The sequence below is a fragment of the Kitasatospora sp. NPDC058184 genome (genome assembly GCF_042883725.1).
Taxonomy (GTDB): domain Bacteria; phylum Actinomycetota; class Actinomycetes; order Streptomycetales; family Streptomycetaceae; genus Kitasatospora.
Genome location: NZ_JBHVVE010000010.1, coordinates 290,790 through 316,501 on the forward strand (window position 1 = coordinate 290,790; position 25,712 = coordinate 316,501).

The following is a 25,712-nucleotide window of genomic DNA, read 5'->3' on the forward strand; positions in this document are numbered from 1 at the left end:
GACCCGAAGTCGCCCCGACGTAACAGGAGTTCTCCGCATGACCGGTTCACGCACTTCTCGTACGGCCGCCCTCGCCGCCGCCGCGACGGCCGCCGCCCTGCTCCTCGGCCCGATACCCGCGGCGGCTGCCGCTCCCGCCCACTACCTGGCCTCCCCGCAGTTCCTGCCGACCCCGCCGGACACCGCCTACAGCACGGTGTGGGGCCTGAGCCGCGACGGCGCCGTCGTCGGCGAGTACTTCGCGAAGACCCCCGGCCAGTCCGGTCCGCGCGCCATCCGCTGGAGCCCCGACCACCTCGGCTACACCGTCCTGGCGCCGCTGCCCGGCGACCTGTCCAGCCGCCCGAGCGGGTACAACGACACGGGCACCGTGGTCGGGGCCTCCTTCGTGTCGATGAGCGACAACCACCCGGTCCGCTGGGCCCCGGACGGCACCCCGACCGCGCTGGAGCTGCCGGCCGGAGTCCGCGGCGGCGGCGCGGGAGCGGTCAACGACGCCGGTGTCGTGGTGGGCGGCTCGTACGACGAGGTCTACCAGCCCAAGCCCTTGAAGTGGCGGGCCGACGGCACCCGGGTCGACCTGCCGCTGCTGCCCGGCGACACCATGGGCTCGACCGCCTCCGTCACCAACGCGGGCTTCGTCGCCGGAAGTTCCGTACGGCGCCTCGCCGACGGCGGCTACCAGGAGACCCCGGTGCTCTGGAGCCCGGCCGACGCGGTGACCGCGCTCCCGCTCCCGCCGGGCGTCGACGGCGCCCGGGTGGACCGGATGACCGACGACGGCGTGGTGCTCGGCCACGGGCGGCGGGCCGGCGGCACGGAGTTCGACCGGGTGCTGGTCTGGACGGCCGACGGCACCGTCCGCGACGCCGGCTACGGCCGGACACGGGCCGTCAACAGCGCGGGCACCGTCGTCGGGGCCACGTTCGACGCGGCGCACTCCACGTTCGCCGCCCGCTGGAACCCGGACGGCAGCCAGACCCTGCTCGGCGGCCCGGCAGGCCGGCAGAGCGAGGCCATGGCGGTCAACAGCGCGGGTACCGCCGTCGGCAGCACCCAGGGCCCGGACTGGACCCGCAGCACCGCCCTGCTGTGGCAGCCCGACGGAACGACCGTCACGCTCCCGCCGTCCCCGCTCAGCCCGTACGCCCAGGCCAGGTACATCAACGACGCCGGACTGGTCGCCGGTCACGCCGTCGAGCTGAACGCGGCCGGCCAGCCGGTCGCGTCCCACCCCGTCGTCTGGAAGCCCTGACGCGGAACGGCCGGTCCCCTCTCGGACCGGCCGTTCTCAGCCCCGCTCCACCCCCGGGTCGAGGGCGTCGCGCAGCATGGTGCGGGAGGTGATGCCGAGCCGCTCGTAGATCTGGTACAGGTGCGCGCCGACGGTCCGGTGCGAGAGGAACAGCCGTTCGGCGATCTGCTTGTTGGTGAGTCCGGAGGCGGCGAGGCGGGCGGTCTCCAGCTTCTGGGCGCTCAGGCCGTGGGTGTTCGAGGCATCCGCCCGCGGCCTGCTCGCACCCGTCGCCCGCAGTTCGTTCCGCGCCCGCTCGGCCCACGGCCGGGCGTCCAGCTCCTCGAACACCTCCAGGGCGGCGGCGAGTTGGGCCCTGGCCCGGACCGTCGCCCGGGCCCGGCGGAGCCGTTCGCCGTGGGCGAGCCGGACCCGGGCCTGGTCGAAGCACCACCGGTCGGCCCCGGGGGTGTCCAGCGCGAGGGCGAAGCGGCGCAGGGCGTCCCGGTCGTCCTCGGCACAGAGGGCGGCCGACGCCTCCAGCAGCATGGCGTGCCAGGAGGACACCGCGCCGAGGCGGTCGAGGTAGAGGGCACCGGTGCCGACCCGGGTGACCAGGACGGGGTCGGGCTCGTCCGCCAACGAGGCCGACCGCGATCCACGGCCCCGTGAGCCCGGCGGCCGGTCGGCCCTCGGGTCGGCCGGCCGCCCCCGTGTCTCCTGACGCACCGCCTGCTCCGCCCGGACGACCTCGGCGATCGACCGCCCGAGCGGCCGTTTCCGCAGGTCGGCGCGGCGCGCCTGACGCACCGTGGGCATCGTTCGGCTGGCGACCCCGCTTGCGAGGGGAGGCGGCACGTGTCCCGCTGGTTCCGGCGGGCCGATCGGCGCCGCAGGCATCGCCTCGGCCCAGGAGGGCCTGGACGCGAACTTCGGCAAAGGTCAGTTCGTCGTCAACCAGAACGGCGCCGGCGTCGCTGACGCGAACTCCACCGTCTCCGCCGACGGCCTCCAGCACAGCGACTTCTGGGTCTGGTCCGACGACACCGGCGTCTCCGGCGCGTTCACCGGCTCGGGTGCCACCTGGCAGCAGGGCTGACGATCCCCGCACCGCCGCCGGCCGTACGGGGGCCCCGGGACAGGGCCCCCGTTGAACCGGATCCCGGAATGACGAAACGGCCGGTCGACCACGAAGGTCGACCGGCCGTTCCCATGGGCCTGCCCGGAGAGGAACCCCATGCCGCAGGCCCGCAGGGCTGCTCCGCCCGAACGACCTCGGCGGATGATCGCCCGATCGGCCATTTCCGCAGGTCGGCGCGGCGCGTCTGACGAACCGTTAGGCCTGTTCGGATGGCGGCCTCGCTTGCGGGGGCTGGCGGTGCGTGTCTGGCTGGTTCCGGCGGGCCGATCGGCGCCGCCGCTCATGACCTCGAATCCCACGGAGGAAACCACCATGCGTGCTCTCAAGCGTGTCCTGGCCGTCAGCGCCCTCACCGTCCCGCTCGTGATCGGCGCCGCCGGCCTGGCCTCGGCCCATGGGGGCGTCGACGCGGCCTGGGGCCAGGGCTTCTTCACCGCCGGCCCGGACGGCGCCGGTGTCGCGGGCGCCGAGTCCTCGGTCAGCCCCGAGGGCGTCTCGCACGCCGACTTCGGGATCTGGTCCGACGACGAGGGCGTCACCGGTGGGTTCACCGGCTCGGGCGCCACCCTGGTGAACGGCTGACGGACCCCGCACCACCGGACGTACGGGGCCCCGGGACAGGGCCCCCGCTGAACCGGATCCCGGAATGACGAAACGGCCGGTCGACCACGAGGTCGACCGGCCGTTCCCGTGGCCCCACCCGGAGAGGAACCCCATGGCGCGGGCCCCCAGGCCCTCGGAACTGGCGCGGCGGGCATGGGCGGCGAACCGGCCGCTGGCCGGGACGGCCGCCCTGATGGCCCTGATGCTGGCCGTCGCCCTGGTCGGCCTGCTCGCCGATCCCCGGTCGATCACCGGACAGCCCGCCTGGGCGAAACCGGCCCGCTTCGCGCTCTCGATCGCCCTCTACACCCTCACCCTGCTCTGGCTGCTCACCTTCGTCCGCGGCCACGACCGCCTCGTCCGGGTCGTCTCCCGGGTGACGGCCGTGTCGCTGGTCGTCGAGATGGCCCTGATCGCCGCCGCGGCGGCGGCCGGCACGACCAGCCACTTCAACTTCGCCACCCCGACGGCAACGGCGGTGTGGATGACGATGGCCGCCTTCATCGTCGCCACCTGGGCGATGGCCCTGGTGGTCGTCGTGCTGCTGCTGCGCCAGCGGGTGCGGCCGCCGGTGTTCGCGTGGGGGCTGCGGCTGGGCATCGCCGTGAGCGCCCTCGGCATGGCCGTCGCGTTCCTGATGACGCTGCCCACCTCCCCGCAGCGCGCGGCCGCCAGACGGGGCCACGGCCTGCCCGCCGTCGGCGCGCACACCGTCGGGCTCGCCGACGGCGGCCCGGGAATGCCCGTCACCGACTGGAGCACCCTCGGCGGCGACCTGCGGATCCCCCACTTCCTCGGACTCCACGCGCTCCAGGTGCTGCCGCTGCTCGGCTTCCTCCTCGCCACCCGGCCGCGCGGGCTGTCCGAGCGCCACCGGGTCGCGCTGATGGGGATCGCCGGGGCGGCCTACCTGGGCCTGGTGCTCGTCCTCCTCTGGCAGGCGCTGCGCGGCCAGCCGGTCACCGCCCCCGACGCGGCGACCATGGCCGTGCTGTTCGCGCTCGGAGCCGTCGCGGGCGCGGCGGTCCTCGCGGTCCTCCGCCACGCCCGCCGCGTGGAGGGCCGGTAGCCGGAACGGCCGGTACGGGACGGCCGCCATTCGAACCAAATCCCGGTCACACGGTCTGCCCCGGGGCCTCCGATTGGTACGCAGGCAGACCGGGATCGGTGGGCGGTCCCGCGAACAAGGGAGAAGCGAGGACATGAAGAACCTCCGGGTCGCGGCGGCTTCCGTCTGTGTACTGGCCGGTGCTTTCACGGGCACGGCGTCGGCAGCCCCGGCGCCCGCGGACACCAGCCCGAGGCCCGTCGCGGCCCACGTCCCGCCCGCCCCCTCGGGCGGCCGGGGCGTCGTCCCCGGCGATCCCGAACTGCGCCCGCTGACCTGCGAGAACGGTCATATCTTCTACGGCTGGGACGGCGCCCCCCGCACCTCGTCCGACTTCGTCGGCCTCTACACCACGAAGCCCGACCCGGCCGACACCAGCAGGAACCGCCTCGCCTACGCCTTCGTCTCCTCCGCCGGCGCCGTCCGGCACTCGTTCGACTCCGAGTACCAGAGCGGCACCGGCCTGTGGGCCGCGTACTGGACCCGCGACGCGGACTCGGAGACGTACGTGATCGTCAGCGAGGAAGGCCCGACCAGCAAGTTCTGCAGCTGAGCCCTCTCGGCACCGGCCGGTCGACCGTCGGGTCGACCGGCCGTCACCCGTGGCGGGCCGGGAGGACCGGCCGGCCACGGCATTCGACCACCACAGGAAGGAAGGCGAGGCAATGAGGAACCCCTGGGTCGTGGCAGCCGCCGTGTGCGCGCTTGCGGGAACCTGCGCGAGCACCGCGTCGGCGGCCCCCTCGGACCGGACGGCCCATGTCCGCAGCGGCCCCGAGGTGCGCCCGCTGAGGTGCGAGAACGGCCGGATCCACTTCGGCTGGGACGGCGCCACCTACGACTGGACCGACTTCGTCACCCTCACCCGCGGCAGGCCCGACCCGGACTCCACCGCGAACCGCGTCGCCTTCCGCTACGTCACCTCCGAGGACGGCACGGCCGTCCGGCACTCCTTCGACTCCGCGCTCCAGAGCGGCATCGGCCTGTGGACCGCGTACTGGACCTACGACGTGGACCTGAACAGGAACGTGATCGTCAGCGAGGCCGGCCCGGAGGACAAGCTCTGCACCTGACCCCACGGGGGCCTGCGTCAGCCGGTGGGGTCGTCCTCCCCCACCGGCCGCGCGGACTGCACCGGGTACGGGAAGCTGGCGGCCCCGCGGCCCGGTTCGAGGGTGACGGCGAGGCCGCCGTACGCGGGCGACTCGTAGAAGCACCAGGCGACGTGGCTGGTGTTGACCACGCTCTCGACGGGCGGCTCGATCAGCAGCCGCGGCTGCCGGATGTGCACCAGCAGGCCGTGGAAGTCGAGTTCGGTGAACGCGCACACCGTACGGCCCCGGGGCCGGGCGAGCTGCCGGGGCACGGACGGCGCGCCCGCCGCCGGGATCACGGCCGCGCCCGCGATGGCGGCGGCGGTCAGCGAGACGGCCGCCCGTCTCGGCACGGACCACTCCAACGCCAACTCCCTTCCGATGCACCGGTGATCGGCGGTATCGCCGTTCGGGAGGGGGATCCCACCCCGGAGGGGAGGAGTAAACGGCGCCGGGGAAAGTCGTAAGTACACACACCGGGCGGCGTGGTGGCGAATCCGTCATCCGACCATGGGGAAGGGCTCGGCGGCCAGGCCGCCGAGCCCCTCGTCAGTCACTCACCGGGCCGGGTGCACCCGGCCCGTCGCGGCCCGCGTCAGCCCGGGAGCTGGCCGCTGCAGTTGACCAGCCAGGCGCCGAGCTCCGGGGAGTGGTCGCCGCCGTGGTTCGAGGCGTTGTAGGCCCGGCTGACCGCGTTCTTGATGGAGCCGCCGGTGGCCGGGCCGACGACGCCGTCCGGGCTCAGTCCGTGGCCGCTCTGGTAGTGCACGACGGCGTTGTAGGTGAGGCCGCCGAAGTCGTTGTCGACCTGGAGACCGGCGCTGTCCACGTAGTCGAGGCCCTGCTGGAGGCAGCCGACGGCCGAGCCGTAGCTGCCCTTCGCGAGGGTGCTCGCGGCGCTGGCGGAACCGGCGGTCAGGGCGACGACGGCGGTCGCGCCCACGGCCAGGGCGGCGGCGCGGCGGGTCCAGGTGTTGATGCGCATGATCAGTGCCTCTCCTTGAGTTCCGGCTGGCGCCGGCCCCTCGCGGATCGTCGTCCGCCGCGGGGCCGGCGTGGCTTCGCTGGTGACGACGATGCTCCGATCGGCGCGCCGGAGCCAGGAATTCGCCCCTGGTCGAAACCCTTGCCCCCGGCCCGCCGGTCTGCCCTGCGGGGACGGCCTCTGCCCGTCTTCCCTCCGGAAAGGGCTGTTGGTGGGAACGTCACCGTTCGCCGCACGGGCGCGCTCGCGGCCCGGGTACACAGTGCGCGAACCAAGCTGGTTCGCCTCCCAACCGAAATGGAGCCGCTCATGATGGCGCCGAGCGAGACCGACCGGCGGCTGCGCAGCCGCACAGCAGACCGGGTGGAGGTCACCCAAGTCCTCAGCCAGGACGTGGTCCTGGGCGGGCCGGTGATTGTGGACACCGCCCGCCGCAAGCCGGTCCTCGCGTTCCACAACCCCGGAGAGAAGGCGGGTTCGGACTCGGACGGGCACCAGGCCCTGGTGTTCTCCCCTCGATCGGGCCCGGTCCCCGACATCAGGCACGTGGCCCGTGCCCTGGGCACCCCCACCGGCTGGCGCGTCACCAGCCCGTTCGAGGACTGGCTCCAGGAGCAGGCCAAGCAGCCCGGCTGGGTGTTCAGGGACCTCACGGTGACCGTGACGCCCGGAAACGGCTCTCGGAGGGTGGTCGCGGAATTCCTCTTCGGGTCCACCGACCCTCAAGACCTCGTCAGCCAGGTCTTCACCGTGGAGCTGTCCCAGGACGGCACCCAGTGGGCGGAACCCGTTCCGCTCGACACCACCGGTCTGCCTCAGCGGAACTACGAAACTGTCGACACGACGTACACGACACAGGGGGATCCTGTGACGTACGCCGTACCGACGGGGGCATCGGGACTCTGGATCAGATCCAAGGATCAGGGGGACGCCTACCTCCCCACAAGCACGCCCGGCCCGAACGGCGTCCCCGTGGCCGCTGCGCTTTCGGGCTCCGAGGTCGTGCTGGCGAGCGTGGACTCGGGCACGGTGATCGCCTCGCGGGCAACTCTCAGTACGACGTTCAGCGTCCAGACGGATCCGCTCCCCTTCCAGGCCAAGCAGGTCGTCACCGGCTTCGCGACGGGCGAGGGGGCGACCTTCCTGGTGAGCGACTCGGCCGACGGCCTGTGGACGGTGCTCTACGAGGGCGACACGCTGAAGCCTGGCCAGAAGCTCCACGACAAGGGCACCGTCCGGGTGGACTCCCATCCCACGGCTGACGGTGGCCGTGCCGTCTACGTCGTCGACACCGACCACGTCTGCTGGATCCACCGCCTGCCCGCCCAGGGCGCGGCACTGCCGGGAATCCCGCTCCAGAAGGACGTGGTCGCCGTCGCCACGCCGCCCTCGCCGCTGGAGACCTCGACCGTCTTCCTGGTCGAGGCGGGCACCGAGCCCGGCGACGAGACGAAGAACGAGCTCCGGCTCGACGTCCAGGACAGCGCCACCGGCCTGTGGCGGCGGGTACACGTCCACGACCCCGCGGCGGGCGTCAAGGAGGTCAAGCGCTACCGGCTGGAGGCCACCCTCCTCGACCAGTTCGGTGCGCCCATGCCGGGGCAGCATGTGACCCTCGCCCGCGCCCCCGGCAACACCTCGGGCGAGGTCGCCTTCGACGGCCAGGTCACCGATATCACCGACCAGCCGACCCCCCTGAAAACCGACCTGTTCGGCAGGATCACCCTGACCTTCACCCCGACCGGCTTGTCCGCTCCCGACCTCATCCTCAAGGTCCCGGGAATCGACGACATCGCCCTGCGGCCCTCGCGGGACACCGAGGACTACCTGCGCGGCACCAAGAACAAGAAGCTCAACCTCACCAACCCCGCCGGCCCCCTGCCCGACTTCGGCAGCGGCGCCCTGGCGGGCGCGAAGGTCCCCGGCCAGGCCGGGCACCCGACCCACGACTCCCTGGCGCCCTGGGCTGCGAAGTCCAAGCTGATCGCCGTACCGGCGGCCAAGGCGATCACGGCCATGGCCGGCTACAAGGCCGATCCGATGTCGCAGGACGTACGCAGCTTCCGGCTGTCGGTGCAGGAAGGCAATGGCGCCCCGGAGCTCGTGTACGAGGAGCCCAATGAGCCGGAGGTCCCCGACGACTCCTGGGAGGGCTCCCCGATCGCCTTCGGAGACCTGCACGCGGGCCTGCACAGCGGGGCCATCACACCCGTGAGCATCACCTTCGACACGAAGAACGGCATCCTCGCCGTGATCGCCCGGATCGGGACGGAGCTCAAGACGTTCTGGACCTCGGCGAAGAAGGCGATCGAGGCGGTCTGGGGCTTCATCGGCAGCATCTTCAACGTGATCGGCTCGAAACTCCTCAACGTCGTCGACTGGTTGGCCGCGTGGTTCGACTTCCCCGCGATCTGGCGCACCAAGAAGGTCTTCGAGGACTCCGTCCTCCACATGCTCGACAAGACCGAGGCCGCCGTGGCCGAGGTCGGCAAGCTCGCCGACGGCTACCTCAAGGAGCAGAAGGACAGCGTCAGGAAGACCTTCGATGGCGCCCGCGCCAAGCTCGGGGACACGACGGTCGGCAGCTTCGACACCTGGTCCGGGAAGGGCAAGCAGGACGTGCCCGTCATCGGGGACGCGAAACTCGCCGACCTCGGCGGGGGCAACGCCCACCTCAACTGGTTCCAGGACAAGGCGGCCGGGATGTCGGTCGCGTCGCAGGCCGGCGACAAGGAGATCGTCGACGACGACGCCTGGAACGCCTGCGCCCCCACGTTGAAGCAGGCCGGCGGGGAGTTCGTCAACGGCGTAAGTGACCTACTGGAAGGCTTCACGAAACTCGCCGCCAACCCCCAGGACCTCAAGGCCTCCACCCTCGCCAAGCTCCTCGAATCGTTCGAGCAACTGGCCCTGGCGGCCCTCGACTTCGGGGACGTCCTGGTCCACGCGATGGTCGACCTGGTCTCCAAGGCCGTCGGCAAGCTGAAGACGGCGCTGACCGCCGAACGCGACGCCGGAATCCTCGGGAAGCTCTGGAAGTGGATCGCCAAGCAGGCCGGCGATCCGGACGCGCCACTGACCGTCAACGGCGCGGTCTGCCTCCTCGGCGCGCTCCCGGTGACACTGGTCTACCGGCTGATCAAGGGCAAGGGCGCCGAGCCCTTCCCCGAGAAGTCCACCCCGCTGAAGGCCCTGAGGCACGGGTCCGCCCCCAGGGACACGCTCACCCCCACGGACAAGACGTGGCTGCTGGTCGCGGCGATCCTGCAGACCATGCAGTTCGCCTTCTACGCGGCGGGCGACCTCCTCGCCTACGAGAGCGCGCAGGGCCTCGACTGGCCCTACCTCGGCCCGCTCGTCCAGGTCGCCAACCTGCTGTTCACCCTCGTGGTCTTCGACATCGCGACCACCGTGCTGAAAACGACCCCGGCGCCGGGTTGGGCCATCGCCCTCGTCGCCACCCTGTTCGCCCTGGCGTTCGCGGTCCTGGCCGTGGTCTACCGGACCGCGTTCAAGGGGTGGCTCTCGAAACTGGCGGACGCCGGGGACCCGATCCCCGTCCTCCTGATGCTCAAGGGCTGCTTCTGGAACCTGCGCGGGGCCGTGGCCCGGATCGTCGACGGCACGACGGAGGACGCCGACGAGGGCGCGGCACAGGTCCTGCTCGCGATCTCCCCCGCGACGGCCCTGCTGAACAACCGGATCATGCTCAAGGAACCGGACTCCGGCTTCGTGATCGCGACGGTCAAGGCCGGCCTCGACACCTTCTTCACCGTCCTCGGCGGCGTCCTGCTCTGCCGCCACTACGACAAGCACTGAACCCCGCGCGTCCGGACAACAAAGAACGGCCGGTTGATCCGAAGATCAACCGGCCGTTCATCTGTGCGCGAGGGGGGAGTTGAACCCCCACGCCCTTTCGGGCACTGGAACCTGAATCCAGCGCGTCTGCCTATTCCGCCACCCGCGCATCTGGGTGATGAGGAAAACTATAGACCATCCGGAGGGGTGCCTCCGACCACCTCCGGGCAGACGGCCGGGGGCTACTCCGCTCCCAGGATTCGGAGGCCGTGCTCCTCCTGGAAGTACGCGTAGTCCTTCAGGTTCAGCGTCGCCAGCGGAAGGTCGTAGGTGAGACAGCAGGCCGCGATCCACATGTCGTTGACGGGACGCGGAAGACCGGCCTTCAGGCCGGCCGCCGAGAGCCTGCCCCCGCCAACCTGCGCTTGTGCGTCAGGGACGTGACGTCGGTGTCAAGAATGACAGGCTGCACCTTGCTCCCTCAGGCCACGTTCCGCTGGCGTTCGGCGCGGACGAACGCCAGGAACTCGTCGAGCTCTTCGTCCGACTCGAAAGTGTCGGCCTGGAGCTCATCGAGGGACCGTATGGGCTGCGTGTTCTTGGCTGCCAGCAGTTCCTCGACCGTGACTCGGGGGCGCGCGGGCGGGTAGATCGGGCGTTCAACTTCCGAGGCGCTCATGAGTGGCCTCCCGCAAGTGATCGGCTAGGGCTTACGAAAGCCATGATAGAGCCCGATCACACCGGGTGATGCCTTCGCTACCCGTCCGCCGCCCCTGGGCTCCGCAGGCGGGGAGCGGCCATGGCGGTGTCTCCTTCCGCGGCCGCTCAGGCCTGGAACTCGTCGATGACGACGGCACCGGTCGGGCCGTACGTCTCCAGGGACTCCAGCACGTCGCCCGCCTCGTGGAGGCTGACGATGCGGGTATAGACCATCCGGAGGGGCACTTCCGACCACGTCCGGGCAGACGGCAGGAGACCGGGTCTACGCCGGGGGCCGGGGGTGCTGGGGCGCGGGGGTACGGAAGTGGCGGGTGAGGTAGCCGAGCCAGGCCTGCTCGAAGCTCTCGGCGAGCTGTGACTCGGGGGCGAACAGGTCGAAGGCGTGGTACGCGCCGGGGTAGAGGTGGAGTTCGACGGGGACGCCGTGGGCGCGCAGGCGCATGGCGTAGTCGAGGTCCTCGTCGCGGAAGGAGTCAAGTTCGCCGACGGCGACGAAGGTGGGCGGCAGGCCGCCGAGGTCCTCCGCGCGGGCGGGGGCGGCGTACGGGCTGACCTGGTCGGTTCCAGCGCGGTCGCCCAGGATCGCCCGCCAGGCGAGGAGGTTGGTGGCGCGGTCCCAGATGCCGAGGTCGGTGATCTCGTGGCTGGACGCGGTCCGGTTCCGGTCGTCGAGCATGGGGTACATCAGCGCCTGGAACAGCGGCGTGGGGCCGCCGTGGTCGCGGACCAGCAGGGCGGTGGCCGCCGCGACTCCCCCGCCGCCGCTCTGGCCGGCGATGCCGATCCGGGCGCCGTCCAGGCCGAGTGCCCGCGCCTCGTGGAGGAGCCACCGGTGGGCGGTGTGCCCGTCCTCGGCGGCGCCGGGGGCGGGGGTCTCCGGGGCGAGCCGGTAGTCGACGGCGGCGACGGCGCAGCCGAGCCGTGTGCTGAGCCGCTTGAGCCAGGGGTCGTCCTGAGCGGCGAAGCCGAGTACCTGCCCGCCGCCGTGGAACCAGAGCAGGACCGGCAGCGGGCCGGGCCCGGCGGTGGTGGGCCGCAGCAGGCGGATCGGTACGTCCGGGCCGTCGGGCCGGGTCGCGCGGTGTTCGGTCACGGTGACCGACGGGTCGTCGGGGGTGGAGTCGGCGACGGCCGCGGCGAAGGCGCGGAGGGTCTCGCGGGTGGCGGGGATGTCGGTCAGGTCGAACGCGCCGTTGGGGGTCATCGGGACGGCGTCGAGGGCCCGGCGCAGTTCCGGGTCGACCAGCAGGCGGGGAACGGGCATGGTCGTGCTTCCTTCCACCGGTGCTCAGGCCCGGAACTCGTCGATGACGACGACGCCGGTCGGCCCGTACGTCTCCAGGGACTCCAGCACGCCACTCGCCTCGTGGAGGCCGACGGTGCGGGTGACGATCCGGCCGGGGTTGAGGCGGCCGGCCTCGATCATGTTGAGCATGGTGCCGAAGCGCTGGCCCTGCATGCCGAAGGCGCCCAGGAACTCCAGTTCCTTGACCATCATCACGTCGATCGGTAGCCCGACGTCGCCCTTCTCCGCACCGGTGGTGTGCCCGAGTTGGAGGTGGCGGCCGCGCGTGCGCAGGGAGAGGACGGAGTTGCGGCAGGCCTCGGCGATGCCGACGGCGTCGACGGACACGTGGGCGCCGCCCCGGGTGAGGGTCCTGACCGCCTCGGCCGGGTCGTCGGTGGCGGCGTTGACGGTGTGGACGGCGCCCAGGGCGCGGGCGGCCTCCAGCTTCTCCTCGGAGATGTCGACGGCGATGACGTTGGCGCCGGTGGCGGCCGCGATCTCCACCGTGGACAGGCCCATGCCGCCGCCGGCCCCGTACACGGCGACCCACTCCCCGCCGCGCACGCGGGCCTGGTCGACGACGCCGTGGAAGGCGGTCATGTAGCGGCAGGCGAGGGCCGCGACATCGACGAATCCGACGGTCTCCGGCACCCGGACGAGGTTGACGTCGGCGAAGCGGACCATGACGTACTCGGCGAAGGCACCCCAGTAGGAGACGCCGGGGACGAGCGAGTCCACGTGCTCGCACACGTGCTGGTTGCCGCTGCGGCACATCTCGCAGGAGCCCTCGCCGGGGTTCATCGGGAAGATGACCCGGTCGCCGTCCCGCCAGTCCCGAACGTCCCGGCCGACCTCCACGACGGTGCCGGCGAACTCGTGGCCGAGGACGAACGGGGGCTTGACCTGCGGCCCTCCCGTCCAGAAGTCCCCGGCCCACAGGGCCCAGTCGGTGCGGCAGATCCCGTTGGCGCCGACGCGCACGATGGCGCCGTCGGGCGGGCAGACGGGGTCGGGCACGTCACGGATGACGAGGGGCTGGTGGAGTTCTTCGATGACTGCGGCGCGCATGGACGCGACCTCCTCGGGGAAAGTCCACCGGTTCAAGTGGTGGACCTTGAAGCTATGCGCCCGCTTCGCCGCGTGTCAACCGCTTAGAGTGGTGGACATGAGTGACGAAGACGGCCGACGAGAAGGGCGCCAGCGCGCCAAGACCGACTTCCGGTTCGACGACGCACGGCTGTGCTTCGCCTTCGCCGGCACGCTCGCCGATCGCGGCAAGGACGTGCGCGTCGAGCGGCTGGCACTGCCGGAGGACCTGAGCCGGTGGAGCGTGGAGAGCGGCTGTACGACGGTGGCGCCGAGCTGCGACGAGGCAGAGCTGGAGGGAGCGAGGCGGCTGCGCGAGGCGATCCAGCGGACGGGCGTCGCGCTGGCGGAGGGGGTGCCGCCCGCGCCCGAGGACGTCGTGGTGGTCAACGGCGCTGCGGCCGAGGCGACTTCGGTACCGGTGCTCGCTGCGGACGGGGCATCCGTGCGGTGGGACGGGGACGGGATCGCGGCCGTGCTGTCGATGGTCGCGCGGGACCTGATCGCGCTCTGCGCGTCCGAGGAGCAGCGGACGCGCGTGCGCATCTGCGGAAACCCCGACTGCGGAACGCCGTTCGTGGACACGTCGAGGGCGGGCGCGCGGCGCTGGTGCTCGATGAAGACCTGCGGCGCACTCGCGAAGAAGCGCGCCTACCGGGCGAAGGCGAAGTAGCCACAAGCGGGGAACGCCTCGGGGCGGGGCACCAGTTGGCGCCCCGCCCCGAGGGAGGGATGTGGAGGGGTGGCTCAGCCCTCGATCGGCAACTCGCCGGCCCGCACCGCCGCGACGAAGGCGTTCCAGGAGGAGTCGGGGAAGAGGAGGGACGGGCCCTGCGGGTCCTTGGAGTCACGCACCGGGACGGCGCCGGGCAAGAAGCCGAGGGCCACCTCGATGCAGTCGCCGCCGTCGTTGTGGCTGTAACTGCTCTTCTGCCAGACCGGCAGCGCCACCTCGATACAGTCGCCGCCGTTGTCGCCGCTGTAGCTGCTCTTCCGCCAGATCAACACAGCCAGCTCCTTGGGGAGTTCTACTCCGGGAAGTCGCCCGTACGGACGGCCGCAACGAAGGATTCCCAAGCGGAGGCCGGGAAAACGAGGGCCGGGCCCTGCGGGTCCTTGGAGTCACGCACCGGAACGAGGCCGGGGAATCCGGGGGCTACCTCGATGCAGCTGCCGCCGTCGTTGCCGCTGTAGCTGCTCTTCCGCCAGTCGGCTGCGGCGAGCTCGTTGCTCATCATCCTTGAATCCCTCCAGCGCCTCGGCGAACCGCCGAAGCGAGTCGCTCTCTGACAGGCATTCGCCACGGAGCTGATCATAGTGGCGCTGGTACTTGACCACGCTGGCGGGATCATTGCTGAGATGCCCTCGATCGAGGCTCTCCGAGTACACCAAGCGCTGCCCATCTGGCAGCTCAAGCAACACCATGTCCGTCTTGATGGGCATCCGCCGGTCCGCGAATGGCGCCACGTGAATGACCACGTTCGGGAGCTGAGCAACTCTCAGGAGGTGCTCCATCTGAGCCCGCATCACGCTCGGGCCGCCGATGACCGTACGAAGGGTGTTTTCTCCGAGGATGACGAGCAGCAGCGGCCCATCGGGCACCAGGAAACGACTCTGCCGACTGAGTCGAGCATTGGTCAACTCCTCGACTTCCACCGGATTTCCAGCCGCGTCACCAGTTTGAAAGAGTGCCCGCGCGTACTGGCGGCACTGCAACAGGCCGTACATCACGGTGTCCTGGTACGCGCGCAACCCGACCGCGATGCCCTCCTGGTCCACATACTCCTGGAACCAGTCCGGATGCTCGATCGAGGCGCTCCAGTCGACCCAGCCGTACAGCCGCGTGAGCAGTTCAGTGGCGTTCAGCAGTTGCCCGAGCTGCGCAAGCTCCTCGAGCGACGGCTTCCGCCGCCCGCCCTCCATCCGCGAGATCACCGTGCGGTCGAGGTGCATCTTCCTGCCCAGGTCCTCCTGGCGGTAGCCCATCGCCGCGCGCGCGTGGCGGATCTCTTCGCCGAACATGATGGCGGAGCTCGCCGTCGGTCCGTGCCCGGTCTTCCTCTGTGCCATGACTGCCCCCAGCTGTGCTTCGCGTGCCCAACACGCGGAATTGGGGACCACGGTATCCCCACAGGCCGATCATTGTTACCGGAACGCAGTCATCTGCATGCGCAGCGTGAACCGTGCGCTCCTGTCGCACGCCCCCCTCCGCCCCCGTGAGGTGCTCCCCCATGCTCTCGTCCCGCCGGCCCCGCGCGTTCGTCGCGCACCTCGACTCCCGCGCCGAGTCCACGCCCCTGGCGCGCTACCTGCTCCGCGCCTACCTCTCCGGGCTGCCCTCCGGCAACCGCTATGCGGACACCGCCGAGCTGCTCCTCGGCGAACTGTTCGCCAACGCCGTCCAGCACTCCGACGCGCCGGACGACCGCCACATCGAGATCCGCATCGCCCTGATCAACTCCCGCCTGCGGCTGGAGGTCCACGACGCCGGCAGCGGACACCCCACCCTCCACACCCCCGCTCCTTCCGACGAGCACGGGCGCGGCCTGTTCCTCGTCAACAAGCTCGCCGAGCGCTGGGGCTGCTCCTCCCGTCCCGACGGCATCGGCAAGTTCGTCTGGGTGCTCGTCGCCCCCGCGCCCGCCACCGCCCTCGCCTGAAAGCCCGAACCCCCATGCACCTCACGACCCTGGCCCGGCACGCCCTCTCCCGTGGCGCGACCCCGGCCGCGGCCTTCGCCCTGATTGCCCGCCTGGGCCACCCGCCCCTGCCCGTCGCGCGCGCCGTCTGCCTCGCCCTCGACATCCCCCTCGCCGAGACCAGCCGCCGCCTGGCCGAGTGCTACGACGCCCTGCTCTCGGACCCCCACCCGGACTCCGAGAACGACACCGGTGAACTCCTCGAGGCCCTCGGCGTCTTCGACGTCCCCAAGTCGCTCACCGACACCGAACTCGCCGTCGTCGAACACTTCCTGGCCGCCATCGACGCCCACGGCAGCCTCCGCCCCGGCCACCGTCACGGCCTCCAGCGGTGGTTCACCACCGGCAACCTCACCACGGCCTACCTCTCCCTGGCCGCCGCCCACCCCATGCCCCGCACCGGCGACCCCGCCCTGTACTGGACCACGCTCGTCACCGCCGGCGAACTCCTCACCGCTGCCCCCGGCCCCGACAGCCGCATCAAGTACGCCCTCTCCCACTGCCGCACCCAGGCCGCCCGCACCTGAACGCCCTGCGTGGGAAGTCGGCGGGGCCGACTTCCCACGAGCCGGTCACCGGCACACCGGATCGGTGATCCGGTGATCAGGGCGAGGTGCCCGGGCGCGGACGCCCGGACCGCACGGTCACGGAATCGTCAGCACCTGACCGACGTTCACCAGGTCCGGGTCGTCGATGCCGTTGGCCTGCGCGATCTCCAGGTAGCGGCTGCCGTCACCGTAGAAGCGCTCGGCCACGGCCCACAGGGAGTCCCCGGGCTCGACGGTGTAGGTCTGCACCGCGACGGGCTCCGGGGTCGGGACCGGCTCCGGCTCCGCGACCGGAGCCGGGGCCGAGACCGGGGCCTCGGCGGCGAGGGGGAAATCGGTGTTGGTGTCCGTCGCCCACCGCGCCCCGCCGTCCCGGGCGTACAGCACCACGTTGCGGTCGGCCTGCACGACCAGGCGGTCGACGTCCTGGCCGTCGGTCCCGGTGGACCACGCCGCACCGTCGCCCTTGTAGAGCACGAAGTTGCCGTCCTCCTGGAGCACGGCCCGCTCGACGCCCTGGTTCTGGGTCTCGGTCGCCCACACGACGGCGCCCGGCTCGGAGAGCACCAGGTTCCCGTCCCCCTGGAGGGTCAGCGTGTAGGCACCGCCGGTCAGGGACTGGCCGAGACCGAGTTCATTGCCAGCGTACAGAGTGTCACTCATGGATATTCCTTTCGGATAAGGGACTTGGCGTCGTCGCGCCCGGCTAGCGGCACGTCAGAGAGAGGCAGCCTCACCGCCGCCGGCGCACGAACACCAGTCCTTGGACTCTAGGTGCCATCGGGGTTTGCACACAATTCACCGCATCGGGTGACATCCCCGGCACGGCGGCCGCGCCCCTGCGGCCGCCCGCAGCTGCCCCCCGGCAATCCCGCCCCGCACGAGAAGTCGGCCCCGCCGACTTCCTGTGCGGCACGGTCTCCCCCGGCCCGGCCGCCGGCGGTCCACCCCGTACGCGGCTGCCGGGCCTTCACTCGTGGTCGCGCAGGAAGGCCTGAATCCCCTCGCGGGTCGGGGAGTTCGGCAGGGGCGCCGGCTGGTCCTGGAGGAACGCGCCGATCACGGCCGCCGCCCGGTCGTTGTTGCCGTCGAGGCCGTTCCACATGTGGTGCCCGACCCCCGGCATGAACTGGGTGCGCCGGATCGCGGGGTCGGCGGCGAGGACGGCGGTCGCCCATTGGCGGACCTGCGAGGAGCACTCGGCGATCATCAGCATCGCGGGGGTCCGGGACCGCCCCAACTGCGGTGCGATGGACGCCGAGTCCCTGACCGTCCGCTGGACGCGGAGGCTGGCGGCGGGGCTGAAGGAGAAGTTCCGCGCGCTGTCCTCGACGGGGATGCGGTGCGCGTCGCCCGCGCAGTAGGCGGATGCGGTGTCGCCGCCCAGGTCGGCGGCGGTGAAGGCGTTGTCGCCCTCGGCCTGTCCGATCAGCCCGGTGCCGGGGCTGAGGAGTCCGAGCCGCAGCAGGCCGAACGCCACCGCGTAGCGGGGGACGTGCGTCGACCGCGGCCCGGTCGGGTCCGGGGCGAGGCCGCGCGCGGATTCATGGCCCTTGTGCCCGGCGATGTGCGCGGTGGGGCCGTCCATCGGGCCGGGTTCGGCGATGACCGCCCGGTGCACGCGCGCGGCGGTTCCGGGATCGGCCAGGGCCCGGGTGAGCACGACCGCGCCCGACGAGAACCCGAGGACGTCGACCGCGCCCGCGCCCAGGCGGTCGACGAAGGCGCCGAGGTCGCGGACCGACCGGTCGGCCGTGTACTGGTCCATGGGGAGCAGGCCGCTGCGTCCGCCACCGGGCTGCTCGTAGGCGTAGACGTCGTAGCCCTGCCCCGCCAGGAGCCGCAGGAACCGGTGGTCGAGCAGCGAAATGCCGCGCACCGGACCGCCGTTGAGGTACACGAGCGGGACGGGGTGCCGGGGGCCGGGCCCGGCGGGCGGGTAGTGGTACACCGCGACGCTGCTGCCGGTGTCCAGGCTCCAGTGCTCCGTGGCCACGAACGGCAGGTCCGGCGGGTACTGCCGGGCCGTGGGCACGGTCGGGACGCAGACCGGCGCCGTCAGCGCCGCCGCGACGACCACCGGCAGGAACGGCACGAGCCGGGCCGCCCGGGTGCGGCTCCGGCCCCGGTCCCGGCTCCGGCTCCGGCTCCGCCACCGTGCGAGGGCGGTCCCGGCCGCGAGGACCGGCAGCCAGGCGGCGAGCCCCGAGCCCGCGCCGTCCGTGAGGACGACCAGGGCGAGGAAGGCGAGGACCGACGCCAGGACGGCGGCCAGGGCCGACAGCGAACGGGCGGCGCGGCGTAAGAGGGTCGCGGGCAGGGCGAACGTGGACAAGGTGGAGCCCTCCTTGTTTCGTAACGCTGTTTCAAAACGACGTTATCAAAGGCGGTAGGCTCCCCGTCATGGGAAGGCCGAAGACGAACGACGAGACCGTCGGAGAGCGCCTCGTGGCGTGCGCGACCGAATGGCTCGCCACCCGCCCGCAGGAGACCGTCACGGTCCGGGCCGTCGCCGCGGCCGCCGGGACCTCGACGACGGCGGTGTACTCCCTCTTCGGCGGCAAGGACGGACTGATCTCGGCCGTCCGCGACCAGGCCGTCGCCGGCCTGTTCCGCGCCGTCGCGGACGTACCCACCTCCGCGGACCCCCTCGCCGACATCTACGCCCTCGCCACGGCCTACCGGCACTGGGGGCTCGAACACCGCCACCTGTACACGGTGCTGTTCGGCGGGGTGCAGTCCTTCGAACCGTCGGACACCGTCGGCACCAGCGACCCCGTCCGACCGCTCACCGCCGCGATCGACCGGGCCGTCGCGGAGTCCGTCCTCGACGGCCCGGCACCCTCGATCGCCCTCTCGCTCTGGGTGACCCTGCACGGGCTCGTCACCCTCGAACTCGCCGGAGCCCTCGACGCCCCCACCGCGCGGGCCGCGTTCAAGTCGACGATCCACGCCGCACTGCGCGGCTGGACGACCCCCGCGGTGTTCCGCGGACTCCGCGAAGCCGAACCCACCCCCTGACGGGCCAGCCCCACGCACGCGAGAAGTCGGACCGGCCGACTTCTCGTGCACGCGGGCGGTGGACGCCGAGGGCTTCCCCGTACGGTCCGGCCCCGGTCCACCCCTGGACGGGGCGAGCCCAGGGCCGCTGTCAGTGGCGGTTCGTACGCTCCCCGCGTGAACATCGACGACCTCTCCTGGCAAGCGCACAACCTCGGCGGCGTCCACCCGCGCATGGCGCAGACCCTCCTCGACCTGGGCCAGGTGGAGCTGCTCGCCCGGGCGGCGCAGGAGCGCGGGGACTGGAACTGCGCGAAGGCGGCGGCACTGGAGCTGGGCGCGGCCGGGGAGTTCGAGCGGGCGCTGGCACTCCTGGACCCGTTCACGGACATCGGCTGGCGGGCCGCCGAGTGGGTCACCGCCGAGATCATGATCCGGCAGGGCGAGGCCGACGAGGCGCTCGCGATGGTGCGCCCGGACGCGGCCGAACTGGACGACGCCCACGTGTGCGTGCGCTACGCCGAGTTGTCGGCGAAGGCCGGGCGGATCGACGAGGCCATCGAGGTGCTCACGCCCCACCTCGGGGCGTCCTGGCCGCTGTCGTGCCTGGTCGAGGCGACCGAGGGCCAGGGGGCGGACGACCAGGTCCTCGACGTGCTCGCCCAGGCCGCGGAGCGCGCGGGGACCGAGCCCGCGGGCTCGCTGGAGCGGTGGCAGGTGCTGCTCCTGACCGCCCGGGTCCTGGAACGCGCCGGGCGTACCGACGCGGCCGTCGAGACCCTGCGCACCGAAGTGGCCGCCGGCCGGCACCACCCCGTCAACTTCCCCGAGTACCAAGCGGAACTCCTCGCCCGGCAGGGCCTGATCGAGGAGCTGGCATCCCTCGCCGCCGACCAGCCCTACGCCGCCTTCGACGCGTACGCGAAGGCACTGGAGGACGCGGGGCGCGCACCCGAGGCCGAGGCCCTGCTGCGCGAACGCATCGAGGCCCACGACCTCTCGAACGACCGCGCGGCACTGATGGACCTCCTCGCCCGGCAGGGCAGGATCGACGAAGCCGTCGAGACCGGCCGGCCCACCTTCGACTACCACGACTGCGGGAACCTCCTCCACCGGACACTGGACCTGCTCGTCGACGACGGCCGCCCCGACCGCGCGCTCGAACTCGTGGAAGGGCTCACCGGCCCGTACGCCGAAGGGCACCCGGACGACGTCCTCCAGCTGCGGCTCCGGCTGCTCGGCGAGGCCGGCCGCTGCCCGCAGGGCATCGCGGAGGCCACCGCCCTCAACGAACGGCAGCCCGGCGCGTGGGACACCTCGCTGGCACGGCTGCTGGAGCTGGACGGCCGACTGGAGGAGGCCGTCGCACTCCTCCGCGCGTCCACCCACTACCGGGCCACCCTCGACCTGGCCGACATGCTGCTCCGGAACGGCCGCCCGGCCGAGGCCCTCGCCGCCATCCCCACCATCGCCGAGGAACGCGCGGCCGCCGAACGGCGGGGGTGGTGACAGAACCCTTCCGGCGAAAGTCGGGTGACCCCGCCGACGGCGGCGGCGACACTGGCGCCATGACTGGTTCCGCACCGCCTCGACTGCTTCGACCGCGTGCCCTGGCGCCCGGAGACCTCGTCGTCATCGCCGCGCTGTCCGGTCCGCTGCCGCCCGCGTACGAGCCCAACGTCGAGCGGACGGTGGCCGTGCTGGAGCGGATGGGATTCCGCGTGCGCCGGGCTCCGCTCCTCGAAGCGGGCCGCCGCCACTGGTGGAGCGCGGCCACCCCGGCGGAGATCGCCGGGGAGCTCAACGCCCTCCTGCGCGATCCCGAGGTGCGCGCGATCGTCGCGAGTGACGGCGGCCAGACGGCGCTCGGCTACCTCGACCTGATCGACGTCGAGGCGATCAGGTCCGACCCCAAACCGATCCTCGGCTACAGCGACATCTCCCTGCTGCACCTGGTGCTCCACGCGCGCACGGGCCTGGTCGGGTTCCACGCCGACATGGCCGTCCCCGGCTTCGGCGGACACTGGCGGTCCGCGCCCGCGGCGCGCCAGGCTGAACTCGAGGCGCTCTACGCCAGGTTGCTGACCGGCACCGAGGCGATCGGCGCACTGCCCGCGAGCCCGTCATGGGAGTGCTGGCGTCCCGGCCGTGTCGAAGGGCCGCTGATCGGCGGGTTGATCAACCGGATCGTGCTGGCGCAGGCGACGCCCTTCGCGCTGCCGCTCGAACGGTTCGACGGTGCGGTGCTGTTCTGGGAGGAGATGGGCGGCCTGGCCTCGTACGTGTGGAGCTACCTGCACGTGATGCGGCACAGCGGCATCCTCGACCGGATCGCCGGCATGGTCGTGGGCGTTCCGCGCGAGATCGACGGCCTCGAACCCGGCGCGTCCCCGACCCTGCGCGAGATCGTCCTCGACGTCCTCGGGGACCGTGACATCCCGGTCCTGGGCAACGTCGACTTCGGGCACGCCGGCCCCAACCTGCCGATGCCGGTCGGCGTCCGCGTCGGCCTCGACGCGCGGCAGCGGACGCTCGCCCTGCTCGAACCGGCGGTGGGGCCCCACGAGCCGACCAAGGGAGCCCCGCGCCGCACGACGTAGCCCCGGCGTATGACCCGGTACCCCGTGGGGGCTACGAACGACAACAGGACGGTTACCTCGACGGGTTGATCCGACACGGAGCCTCGGGACCCTAGCGTCTGTCCCATGAAACGCAATCGCCGTATCAGCGCAGTCGCGGTGCTGACGCTCGCCGCCCTCGCCACCGGAACCGGCGCCGGGTTCGCCGCCACGGCCGGACCGTCGGCCGCACCGGTGGCCACGCACGCGTTCGACACCGCACCGGCCGCGGCCGCCGCACCCGCGCGGACCTTCCAGGGCGCGCTCCCCGCGCCGACCGGCCCCTACGCCGCCGGCGAGGACGTCATCCACCTCACCGACACGAGCCGCCTCGACCCGTGGGTGCCGTCATCCGGCCCCCGCCAACTGGCCGTCACCATGGTCTACCCGGCCGTCCCCGGGACGGGGACCCCGGCCCCCTACATGTCCCTCGGCGAGGCAACCGGAATCGTCCAGCGGCAGAACCTACCGGCGAGCTCCGGCATCACCCCACAGACCATCGCCGGCGTCACCACGCACGCCTTCGACGGCGCGCGGCCGCAGCCCGGCAAGTACCCGCTGGTGGTCCTCTCACCCGCGTACGAGGACCCGCGCGTCACGCTCACCGCGCTCGCGACCGACCTCGCCAGTCACGGCTACGTCGTCGCGCTCGTCGGCGACACCTACGAGGACAGCGGCGAGACGCTGGCGAACGGCCAGACGACGCCGTGCGCGATCTGCGGCGACCCGTCGCGGATCGACTCCATCCCCGCCAACCGCGCGCGGGACGTGTCCTTCCTGATCGACCAGTTGACGCACGGCAACACCGCGTGGCGCCTGGCACACCTCATCGACAAGCACGAGATCGGCATGGCCGGACACTCCATCGGCGGAGCGGCGGCCTCCGCCGCGATGGTCGCCGACCCGCGCGTACGGGCCGGCGTGAACATGGACGGCGCCTTCAAGCCGGTCCCGACGCCCGGCCAGATCAACCGGCCGTTCCTCATGCTGGGTTCGCCCGACAACCACCCGGCCGGTGGCGGCGACACCACGTGGGGGCAGGCCTGGGACGCCCTCGGCGGCTACAAGAAGTGGCTGACGGTCGCCGGCGCCGACCACTTCAGCTTCAGCGACCTGGACCTGCTGCACGAGCAGGCCGGGTTCCCGGCGCCGCCCCTCTCCCCGGCACGCGGGGTGGAGATCACCCGCGAGTACGTGACGGCATTCTTCGACCAGACGCTGAAGGGGATCGACGGTCCGCTGCTGGACGGCCCCTCGCCGGACAATCCGGAAGTGGTCTTCCAGCGCTAGGGCGGCGCCGGACTAGCCCCGCTGGGCGACCAGCCAGGCGAGCAGGCCGGTCACGGTGGCGCCACCCGCCGCCGTGGCCATGCCCCGGACGAAGTACAGGGCGACGGTGCGCCGGACGACCCGCCACCGACGGCGCCGTCCGGCCACCTCGCCACTCCGTCCCGCCCCACCGGGCCGACCGTGCTCGAACATCGCGCTCCTCCTCATCCCTCGGGACAGCCGCTTCTCACGGCCTGGATCAACCCTGGCGGCGGACGGAGGCAGCACCGCGCCCGGTCGATGAGACCGGATGAAACCGGAGGCCTGCCGCCAGGAACCCGCGTTCAACTGACAGAACCGCCCCGCCACTTCATGATGGACCGACAGTTACGGACGAAATCTGACAGTCCATCGAGGGGTAGCGCGGCCTTGGCGGGAATCATCGTTCCGACCAGTGAGAAACTCCCGCCCGGGCCACGCAGGGACCTGGTCGAAGCGCTGCACGGGCTGTACCGGGGCGCGGGCAAACCCAGCCTCCGCGAGATCTCCCTCGGCATCAAGCAGCGCGACGAGCTGCCGACGACGGTGAGCCACGACACCGCGAGCCAACTGCTGCACGGCGTGGCCGTACCCGCCTGGGCGCGGGTGGAGTCCATGGTCCGGTACCTGGCCGGCACCGCCGTCGGGCGGCAGAAGCCGGACCCGGAAGACGAGGTCGAACGCTTCCACCGGCTCTGGCTGGCCGCCGACGACGTGGAACGGGACGCTCCGGCGCCACCCCCCAAGGCGGGCACCACGGATGCGGCGCTACGGGAGGAGCTCCGGTCCACCGACCCGGAGCGCCGCATCGCCGCCCTCTACCGCCTGGAACGGCTCGCCTGGCGCACCCCGCCGCAGGACCAGGAGGCCACCGAGCCGTCCTGGCCGTCGATGCTGCGCGACTTCCTCCGGGAGGCCCGCCCACTCGGGGGTTCCACCAGCCCGGAGCCGGATCCGGCCGAGGACGTCCAGGTGGCGGTGCTGATCCTGGGCCGTCTGCCCGAGCGGTATTCCGGCGGCCACTTCAACCTTTCGCGGCTCGATCTCCGGAACCTGGTCTGGGACGGGGCCCGGTTGTGGCGGGCCAACCTGAGTTCGAGCCTGCTGTCGGGCAGTTCCCTGGAGTACGCGCAGCTGGGAGACGCCCGACTCGTGGAGGCGACCCTCACCGGTGTCGACCTGGACTCCGCCGATCTCACCTCGGCCGACCTCACCCGGTGCGATCTCTCCGGCACGACCATGGTGGACACCAGGATCCCGGACGCGAACCTGTCCGGCGCCGTCCTCACGGGAACGGAGCTGGTGGGCGCCTCGGCCCCCCAGGCCAGGCTGCGGGGATGCAAGGCCTCGGGCGCCGACTTCCGCCACGCCGACCTGAGCGAGACCAGCTTCAAGTGGGCCGTCCTGACGAACTGCCACTTCGACCACGCCAAGCTCGCCAGCGCGGACCTCACCGGCGCGGTGCTGAGCGGCTGTTCCTTCGCCGGCGCCGACCTCTCCCGCGCGCGCTTCACCAAGCGCGGCCTCACCGAGGCCCAACTGACGCCGGCCCAGCTGCAGTCCATCAAGGTCGTACAGAACCCCGACTGACCGAACGCCCCCGACTGACGGCGTTCACGCGCCGCCGACCTTCCGCGCGGTGCGGGCCCGCTACAGCGCCGCCAGGTAGGCCTCCAGGCGCTCGGCCAGTTCTTCCGGGTGGCCGAGCATCGGGAGGTGGTCGCCCGGCATCTCGTCCGGCCGGAGGCCGAGCCGCGCCTGGACGAGTCGGCGCAGGAAGGCGGGCGGGAAGAAGCGGTCGCCGGTGGCCAGCAGGAACCTGGTCGGCACCTGCGGCCAGGCCTCCAGGGGCCACGGTGTCCCGAACGGCGTGGCCGACTGGCGTCGCCCGTGCTCGGTGAGGAGTTCCTCGGCCAGGGCGGGCGGGGTGTCGTGCAGGAAGAGGGCGCGCTCGTCCTCCTCCGCGCCCTCCGCCACGCCCCTGGCGCGGTCGGATTCGCGGCGGGCCTCCGGGTAGCCGGTGTTCTCCCACCACGCGCCCGGCGTCTCCCCCGGCGCCGGAACCTGGGCCTGGAGCATGACCAGCAGGTCCACCGGCAGCCGGGCGCAGACCAGCGGGCCGGTGAAGCCGCCGAAGGAGTGCGCGACGACCACGAGCGGGCCCGTCCGGTCGCCGGCCGGCCGTTCAGAAGCCACCGCCGACGCATCCGACGACGACACCGCCGACACCGCCGCGTCCGCGTACTCGGCCAGCCCGGCCGTGTCGTCCTCGCACGGCAGGTCCGGCGCGACCACCTCGTGGCCCCGCCCCCGCAGCTCGGCCGCCAGCGGCTCCCAGCACCAGGAATCGGCAGCCGCGCCGTGGATCAGCACGAACGTCGCCATGGAACAGTCCCCCTCGTACGCCGGTCAACTCCGGTCAACTCCGGTTTCCCGGAACTCCCTTGCCGCGCGCGAGTGTACGACCCGCCTCCGACAGTCA

The 25,712-nt window shown here is 72.2% G+C and carries 28 protein-coding genes and 1 tRNA gene; 15 read left to right on the top strand and 14 right to left on the bottom strand.

Translation table 11 applies throughout. The features are described from left to right. Nucleotides 1-37 precede the first annotated feature (37 nt). Nucleotides 38-1,255 carry a hypothetical protein gene (locus ACFVXH_RS21415; protein ID WP_387826054.1) on the top strand — a complete coding sequence of 406 codons (1,218 nt, stop codon included), beginning with the start codon at nt 38-40 and terminating at the stop codon, nt 1,253-1,255. 36 nt (nt 1,256-1,291) lie between these two features. Here ACFVXH_RS21415 and ACFVXH_RS21420 read toward each other — a convergent pair whose 3' ends face one another. Beyond that, the gene (locus tag ACFVXH_RS21420; protein WP_387826057.1) at nt 1,292-1,876 is read right to left on the bottom strand and encodes a LuxR C-terminal-related transcriptional regulator; all 585 of its coding nucleotides are present in this window, start codon (nt 1,874-1,876) and stop codon (nt 1,292-1,294) included. Between the two features lie 169 nt (nt 1,877-2,045). Here ACFVXH_RS21420 and ACFVXH_RS21425 point away from each other — a divergent pair, with 169 nt between their 5' ends. From ACFVXH_RS21425 to ACFVXH_RS21445, 5 genes are all read left to right on the top strand, one after another. Next, nucleotides 2,046-2,333 carry a hypothetical protein gene (locus ACFVXH_RS21425; protein WP_387826060.1) on the top strand — a complete coding sequence of 96 codons (288 nt, stop codon included), beginning with the start codon at nt 2,046-2,048 and terminating at the stop codon, nt 2,331-2,333. Between the two features lie 354 nt (nt 2,334-2,687). After that, on the top strand, nt 2,688-2,957 hold the full coding sequence (locus tag ACFVXH_RS21430) for a hypothetical protein (protein ID WP_387826063.1): 270 nt from the start codon (nt 2,688-2,690) through the stop codon (nt 2,955-2,957). Nucleotides 2,958-3,021: 64 nt separating this feature from the next. Further along, a complete protein-coding gene (locus ACFVXH_RS21435; protein ID WP_387826066.1) occupies nt 3,022-4,047 on the top strand; it encodes a hypothetical protein in 1,026 nt (341 codons plus the stop codon). A gap of 133 nt (nt 4,048-4,180) precedes the next feature. Continuing rightward, entirely contained in the window at nt 4,181-4,639 is a 459-nt protein-coding gene (locus ACFVXH_RS21440) for a hypothetical protein (protein ID WP_387826069.1), read from the top strand. Nucleotides 4,640-4,751: 112 nt separating this feature from the next. Next, nucleotides 4,752-5,159 carry a hypothetical protein gene (locus tag ACFVXH_RS21445; protein ID WP_387826071.1) on the top strand — a complete coding sequence of 136 codons (408 nt, stop codon included), beginning with the start codon at nt 4,752-4,754 and terminating at the stop codon, nt 5,157-5,159. A 17-nt stretch (nt 5,160-5,176) separates the two neighbouring features. Here the strand turns inward: ACFVXH_RS21445 and ACFVXH_RS21450 are convergent, their stop codons facing one another. Together ACFVXH_RS21450 and ACFVXH_RS21455 are read right to left on the bottom strand one after the other, a co-directional pair. Next, nucleotides 5,177-5,533 carry a peptidase inhibitor family I36 protein gene (locus tag ACFVXH_RS21450; protein ID WP_143204708.1) on the bottom strand — a complete coding sequence of 119 codons (357 nt, stop codon included), beginning with the start codon at nt 5,531-5,533 and terminating at the stop codon, nt 5,177-5,179. Between the two features lie 242 nt (nt 5,534-5,775). Beyond that, nucleotides 5,776-6,165 (bottom strand): peptidoglycan-binding protein, encoded by a 390-nt coding sequence (locus ACFVXH_RS21455; protein WP_380745370.1) that lies wholly within the window; start codon nt 6,163-6,165, stop codon nt 5,776-5,778. A gap of 309 nt (nt 6,166-6,474) precedes the next feature. Between ACFVXH_RS21455 and ACFVXH_RS21460 the strand changes: the two genes are divergently transcribed. After that, on the top strand, nt 6,475-9,984 hold the full coding sequence (locus ACFVXH_RS21460; protein ID WP_387826075.1) for a hypothetical protein: 3,510 nt from the start codon (nt 6,475-6,477) through the stop codon (nt 9,982-9,984). Between the two features lie 64 nt (nt 9,985-10,048). Here ACFVXH_RS21460 and ACFVXH_RS21465 read toward each other — a convergent pair. The 4 genes from ACFVXH_RS21465 to ACFVXH_RS21480 all read right to left on the bottom strand — a co-directional run bounded on the left by ACFVXH_RS21465 (nt 10,049) and on the right by ACFVXH_RS21480 (nt 13,039). Then, a tRNA-Leu gene (locus ACFVXH_RS21465) sits at nt 10,049-10,132 on the bottom strand. A 312-nt stretch (nt 10,133-10,444) separates the two neighbouring features. After that, the gene (locus tag ACFVXH_RS21470; RefSeq protein ID WP_049649391.1) at nt 10,445-10,642 is read right to left on the bottom strand and encodes a hypothetical protein; all 198 of its coding nucleotides are present in this window, start codon (nt 10,640-10,642) and stop codon (nt 10,445-10,447) included. 303 nt (nt 10,643-10,945) lie between these two features. Next, a complete protein-coding gene (locus ACFVXH_RS21475) occupies nt 10,946-11,947 on the bottom strand; it encodes an alpha/beta hydrolase (protein ID WP_387826078.1) in 1,002 nt (333 codons plus the stop codon). A 24-nt stretch (nt 11,948-11,971) separates the two neighbouring features. Then, nucleotides 11,972-13,039 (bottom strand): alcohol dehydrogenase catalytic domain-containing protein, encoded by a 1,068-nt coding sequence (locus ACFVXH_RS21480; protein ID WP_387826081.1) that lies wholly within the window; start codon nt 13,037-13,039, stop codon nt 11,972-11,974. Nucleotides 13,040-13,136: 97 nt separating this feature from the next. On the opposite strand from ACFVXH_RS21480, the gene ACFVXH_RS21485 reads away from it, so the two are divergent. Beyond that, nucleotides 13,137-13,730 carry a CGNR zinc finger domain-containing protein gene (locus ACFVXH_RS21485; protein WP_387826083.1) on the top strand — a complete coding sequence of 198 codons (594 nt, stop codon included), beginning with the start codon at nt 13,137-13,139 and terminating at the stop codon, nt 13,728-13,730. Nucleotides 13,731-13,804: 74 nt separating this feature from the next. Here ACFVXH_RS21485 and ACFVXH_RS21490 read toward each other — a convergent pair whose 3' ends face one another. From ACFVXH_RS21490 to ACFVXH_RS21500, 3 genes are read right to left on the bottom strand one after another with little or no spacing between them, the layout of a single operon-like run. Then, a complete protein-coding gene (locus ACFVXH_RS21490) occupies nt 13,805-14,065 on the bottom strand; it encodes a DUF397 domain-containing protein (RefSeq protein WP_387826086.1) in 261 nt (86 codons plus the stop codon). Between the two features lie 20 nt (nt 14,066-14,085). Beyond that, the gene (locus tag ACFVXH_RS21495; RefSeq protein WP_387826201.1) at nt 14,086-14,223 is read right to left on the bottom strand and encodes a DUF397 domain-containing protein; all 138 of its coding nucleotides are present in this window, start codon (nt 14,221-14,223) and stop codon (nt 14,086-14,088) included. After that, entirely contained in the window at nt 14,180-15,127 is a 948-nt protein-coding gene (locus ACFVXH_RS21500) for a helix-turn-helix domain-containing protein (RefSeq protein WP_387826089.1), read from the bottom strand. The genes ACFVXH_RS21495 and ACFVXH_RS21500 overlap by 44 nt, the downstream gene beginning before the upstream one ends. 161 nt (nt 15,128-15,288) lie before the next feature. Between ACFVXH_RS21500 and ACFVXH_RS21505 the strand changes: the two genes are divergently transcribed. Together ACFVXH_RS21505 and ACFVXH_RS21510 are read left to right on the top strand one after the other, a co-directional pair. Further along, the gene (locus ACFVXH_RS21505; RefSeq protein WP_387826092.1) at nt 15,289-15,717 is read left to right on the top strand and encodes an ATP-binding protein; all 429 of its coding nucleotides are present in this window, start codon (nt 15,289-15,291) and stop codon (nt 15,715-15,717) included. Between the two features lie 14 nt (nt 15,718-15,731). Beyond that, nucleotides 15,732-16,283, top strand: a complete 552-nt coding sequence (locus ACFVXH_RS21510; protein ID WP_387826095.1) for a hypothetical protein — start codon at nt 15,732-15,734, stop codon at nt 16,281-16,283. 117 nt (nt 16,284-16,400) lie between these two features. Here ACFVXH_RS21510 and ACFVXH_RS21515 read toward each other — a convergent pair whose 3' ends face one another. Further along, entirely contained in the window at nt 16,401-16,967 is a 567-nt protein-coding gene (locus ACFVXH_RS21515; protein ID WP_049649385.1) for a LysM peptidoglycan-binding domain-containing protein, read from the bottom strand. Nucleotides 16,968-17,274: 307 nt separating this feature from the next. Continuing rightward, nucleotides 17,275-18,639 (bottom strand): alpha/beta hydrolase, encoded by a 1,365-nt coding sequence (locus ACFVXH_RS21520; RefSeq protein ID WP_387826098.1) that lies wholly within the window; start codon nt 18,637-18,639, stop codon nt 17,275-17,277. Between the two features lie 68 nt (nt 18,640-18,707). On the opposite strand from ACFVXH_RS21520, the gene ACFVXH_RS21525 reads away from it, so the two are divergent. The 4 genes from ACFVXH_RS21525 to ACFVXH_RS21540 all read left to right on the top strand — a co-directional run bounded on the left by ACFVXH_RS21525 (nt 18,708) and on the right by ACFVXH_RS21540 (nt 23,212). Continuing rightward, a complete protein-coding gene (locus ACFVXH_RS21525) occupies nt 18,708-19,325 on the top strand; it encodes a TetR-like C-terminal domain-containing protein (protein WP_074005573.1) in 618 nt (205 codons plus the stop codon). 156 nt (nt 19,326-19,481) lie between these two features. Beyond that, on the top strand, nt 19,482-20,813 hold the full coding sequence (locus ACFVXH_RS21530; protein WP_387826101.1) for a tetratricopeptide repeat protein: 1,332 nt from the start codon (nt 19,482-19,484) through the stop codon (nt 20,811-20,813). A 59-nt stretch (nt 20,814-20,872) separates the two neighbouring features. After that, nucleotides 20,873-21,904 carry an LD-carboxypeptidase gene (locus tag ACFVXH_RS21535; protein WP_387826104.1) on the top strand — a complete coding sequence of 344 codons (1,032 nt, stop codon included), beginning with the start codon at nt 20,873-20,875 and terminating at the stop codon, nt 21,902-21,904. 105 nt (nt 21,905-22,009) lie between these two features. After that, nucleotides 22,010-23,212 carry an alpha/beta hydrolase family protein gene (locus ACFVXH_RS21540; protein WP_387826107.1) on the top strand — a complete coding sequence of 401 codons (1,203 nt, stop codon included), beginning with the start codon at nt 22,010-22,012 and terminating at the stop codon, nt 23,210-23,212. Nucleotides 23,213-23,224: 12 nt separating this feature from the next. Here the strand turns inward: ACFVXH_RS21540 and ACFVXH_RS21545 are convergent, their stop codons facing one another. Beyond that, complete coding sequence (locus tag ACFVXH_RS21545; protein WP_147409168.1) at nt 23,225-23,404, bottom strand: hypothetical protein; 180 nt, start codon at nt 23,402-23,404, stop codon at nt 23,225-23,227. Between the two features lie 216 nt (nt 23,405-23,620). On the opposite strand from ACFVXH_RS21545, the gene ACFVXH_RS21550 reads away from it, so the two are divergent. After that, nucleotides 23,621-24,820, top strand: a complete 1,200-nt coding sequence (locus ACFVXH_RS21550) for a pentapeptide repeat-containing protein (RefSeq protein ID WP_387826110.1) — start codon at nt 23,621-23,623, stop codon at nt 24,818-24,820. Nucleotides 24,821-24,880: 60 nt separating this feature from the next. Here ACFVXH_RS21550 and ACFVXH_RS21555 read toward each other — a convergent pair whose 3' ends face one another. Beyond that, nucleotides 24,881-25,615, bottom strand: a complete 735-nt coding sequence (locus tag ACFVXH_RS21555) for an alpha/beta fold hydrolase (RefSeq protein WP_387826113.1) — start codon at nt 25,613-25,615, stop codon at nt 24,881-24,883. Between the last annotated feature and the right edge of the window lie 97 nt (nt 25,616-25,712).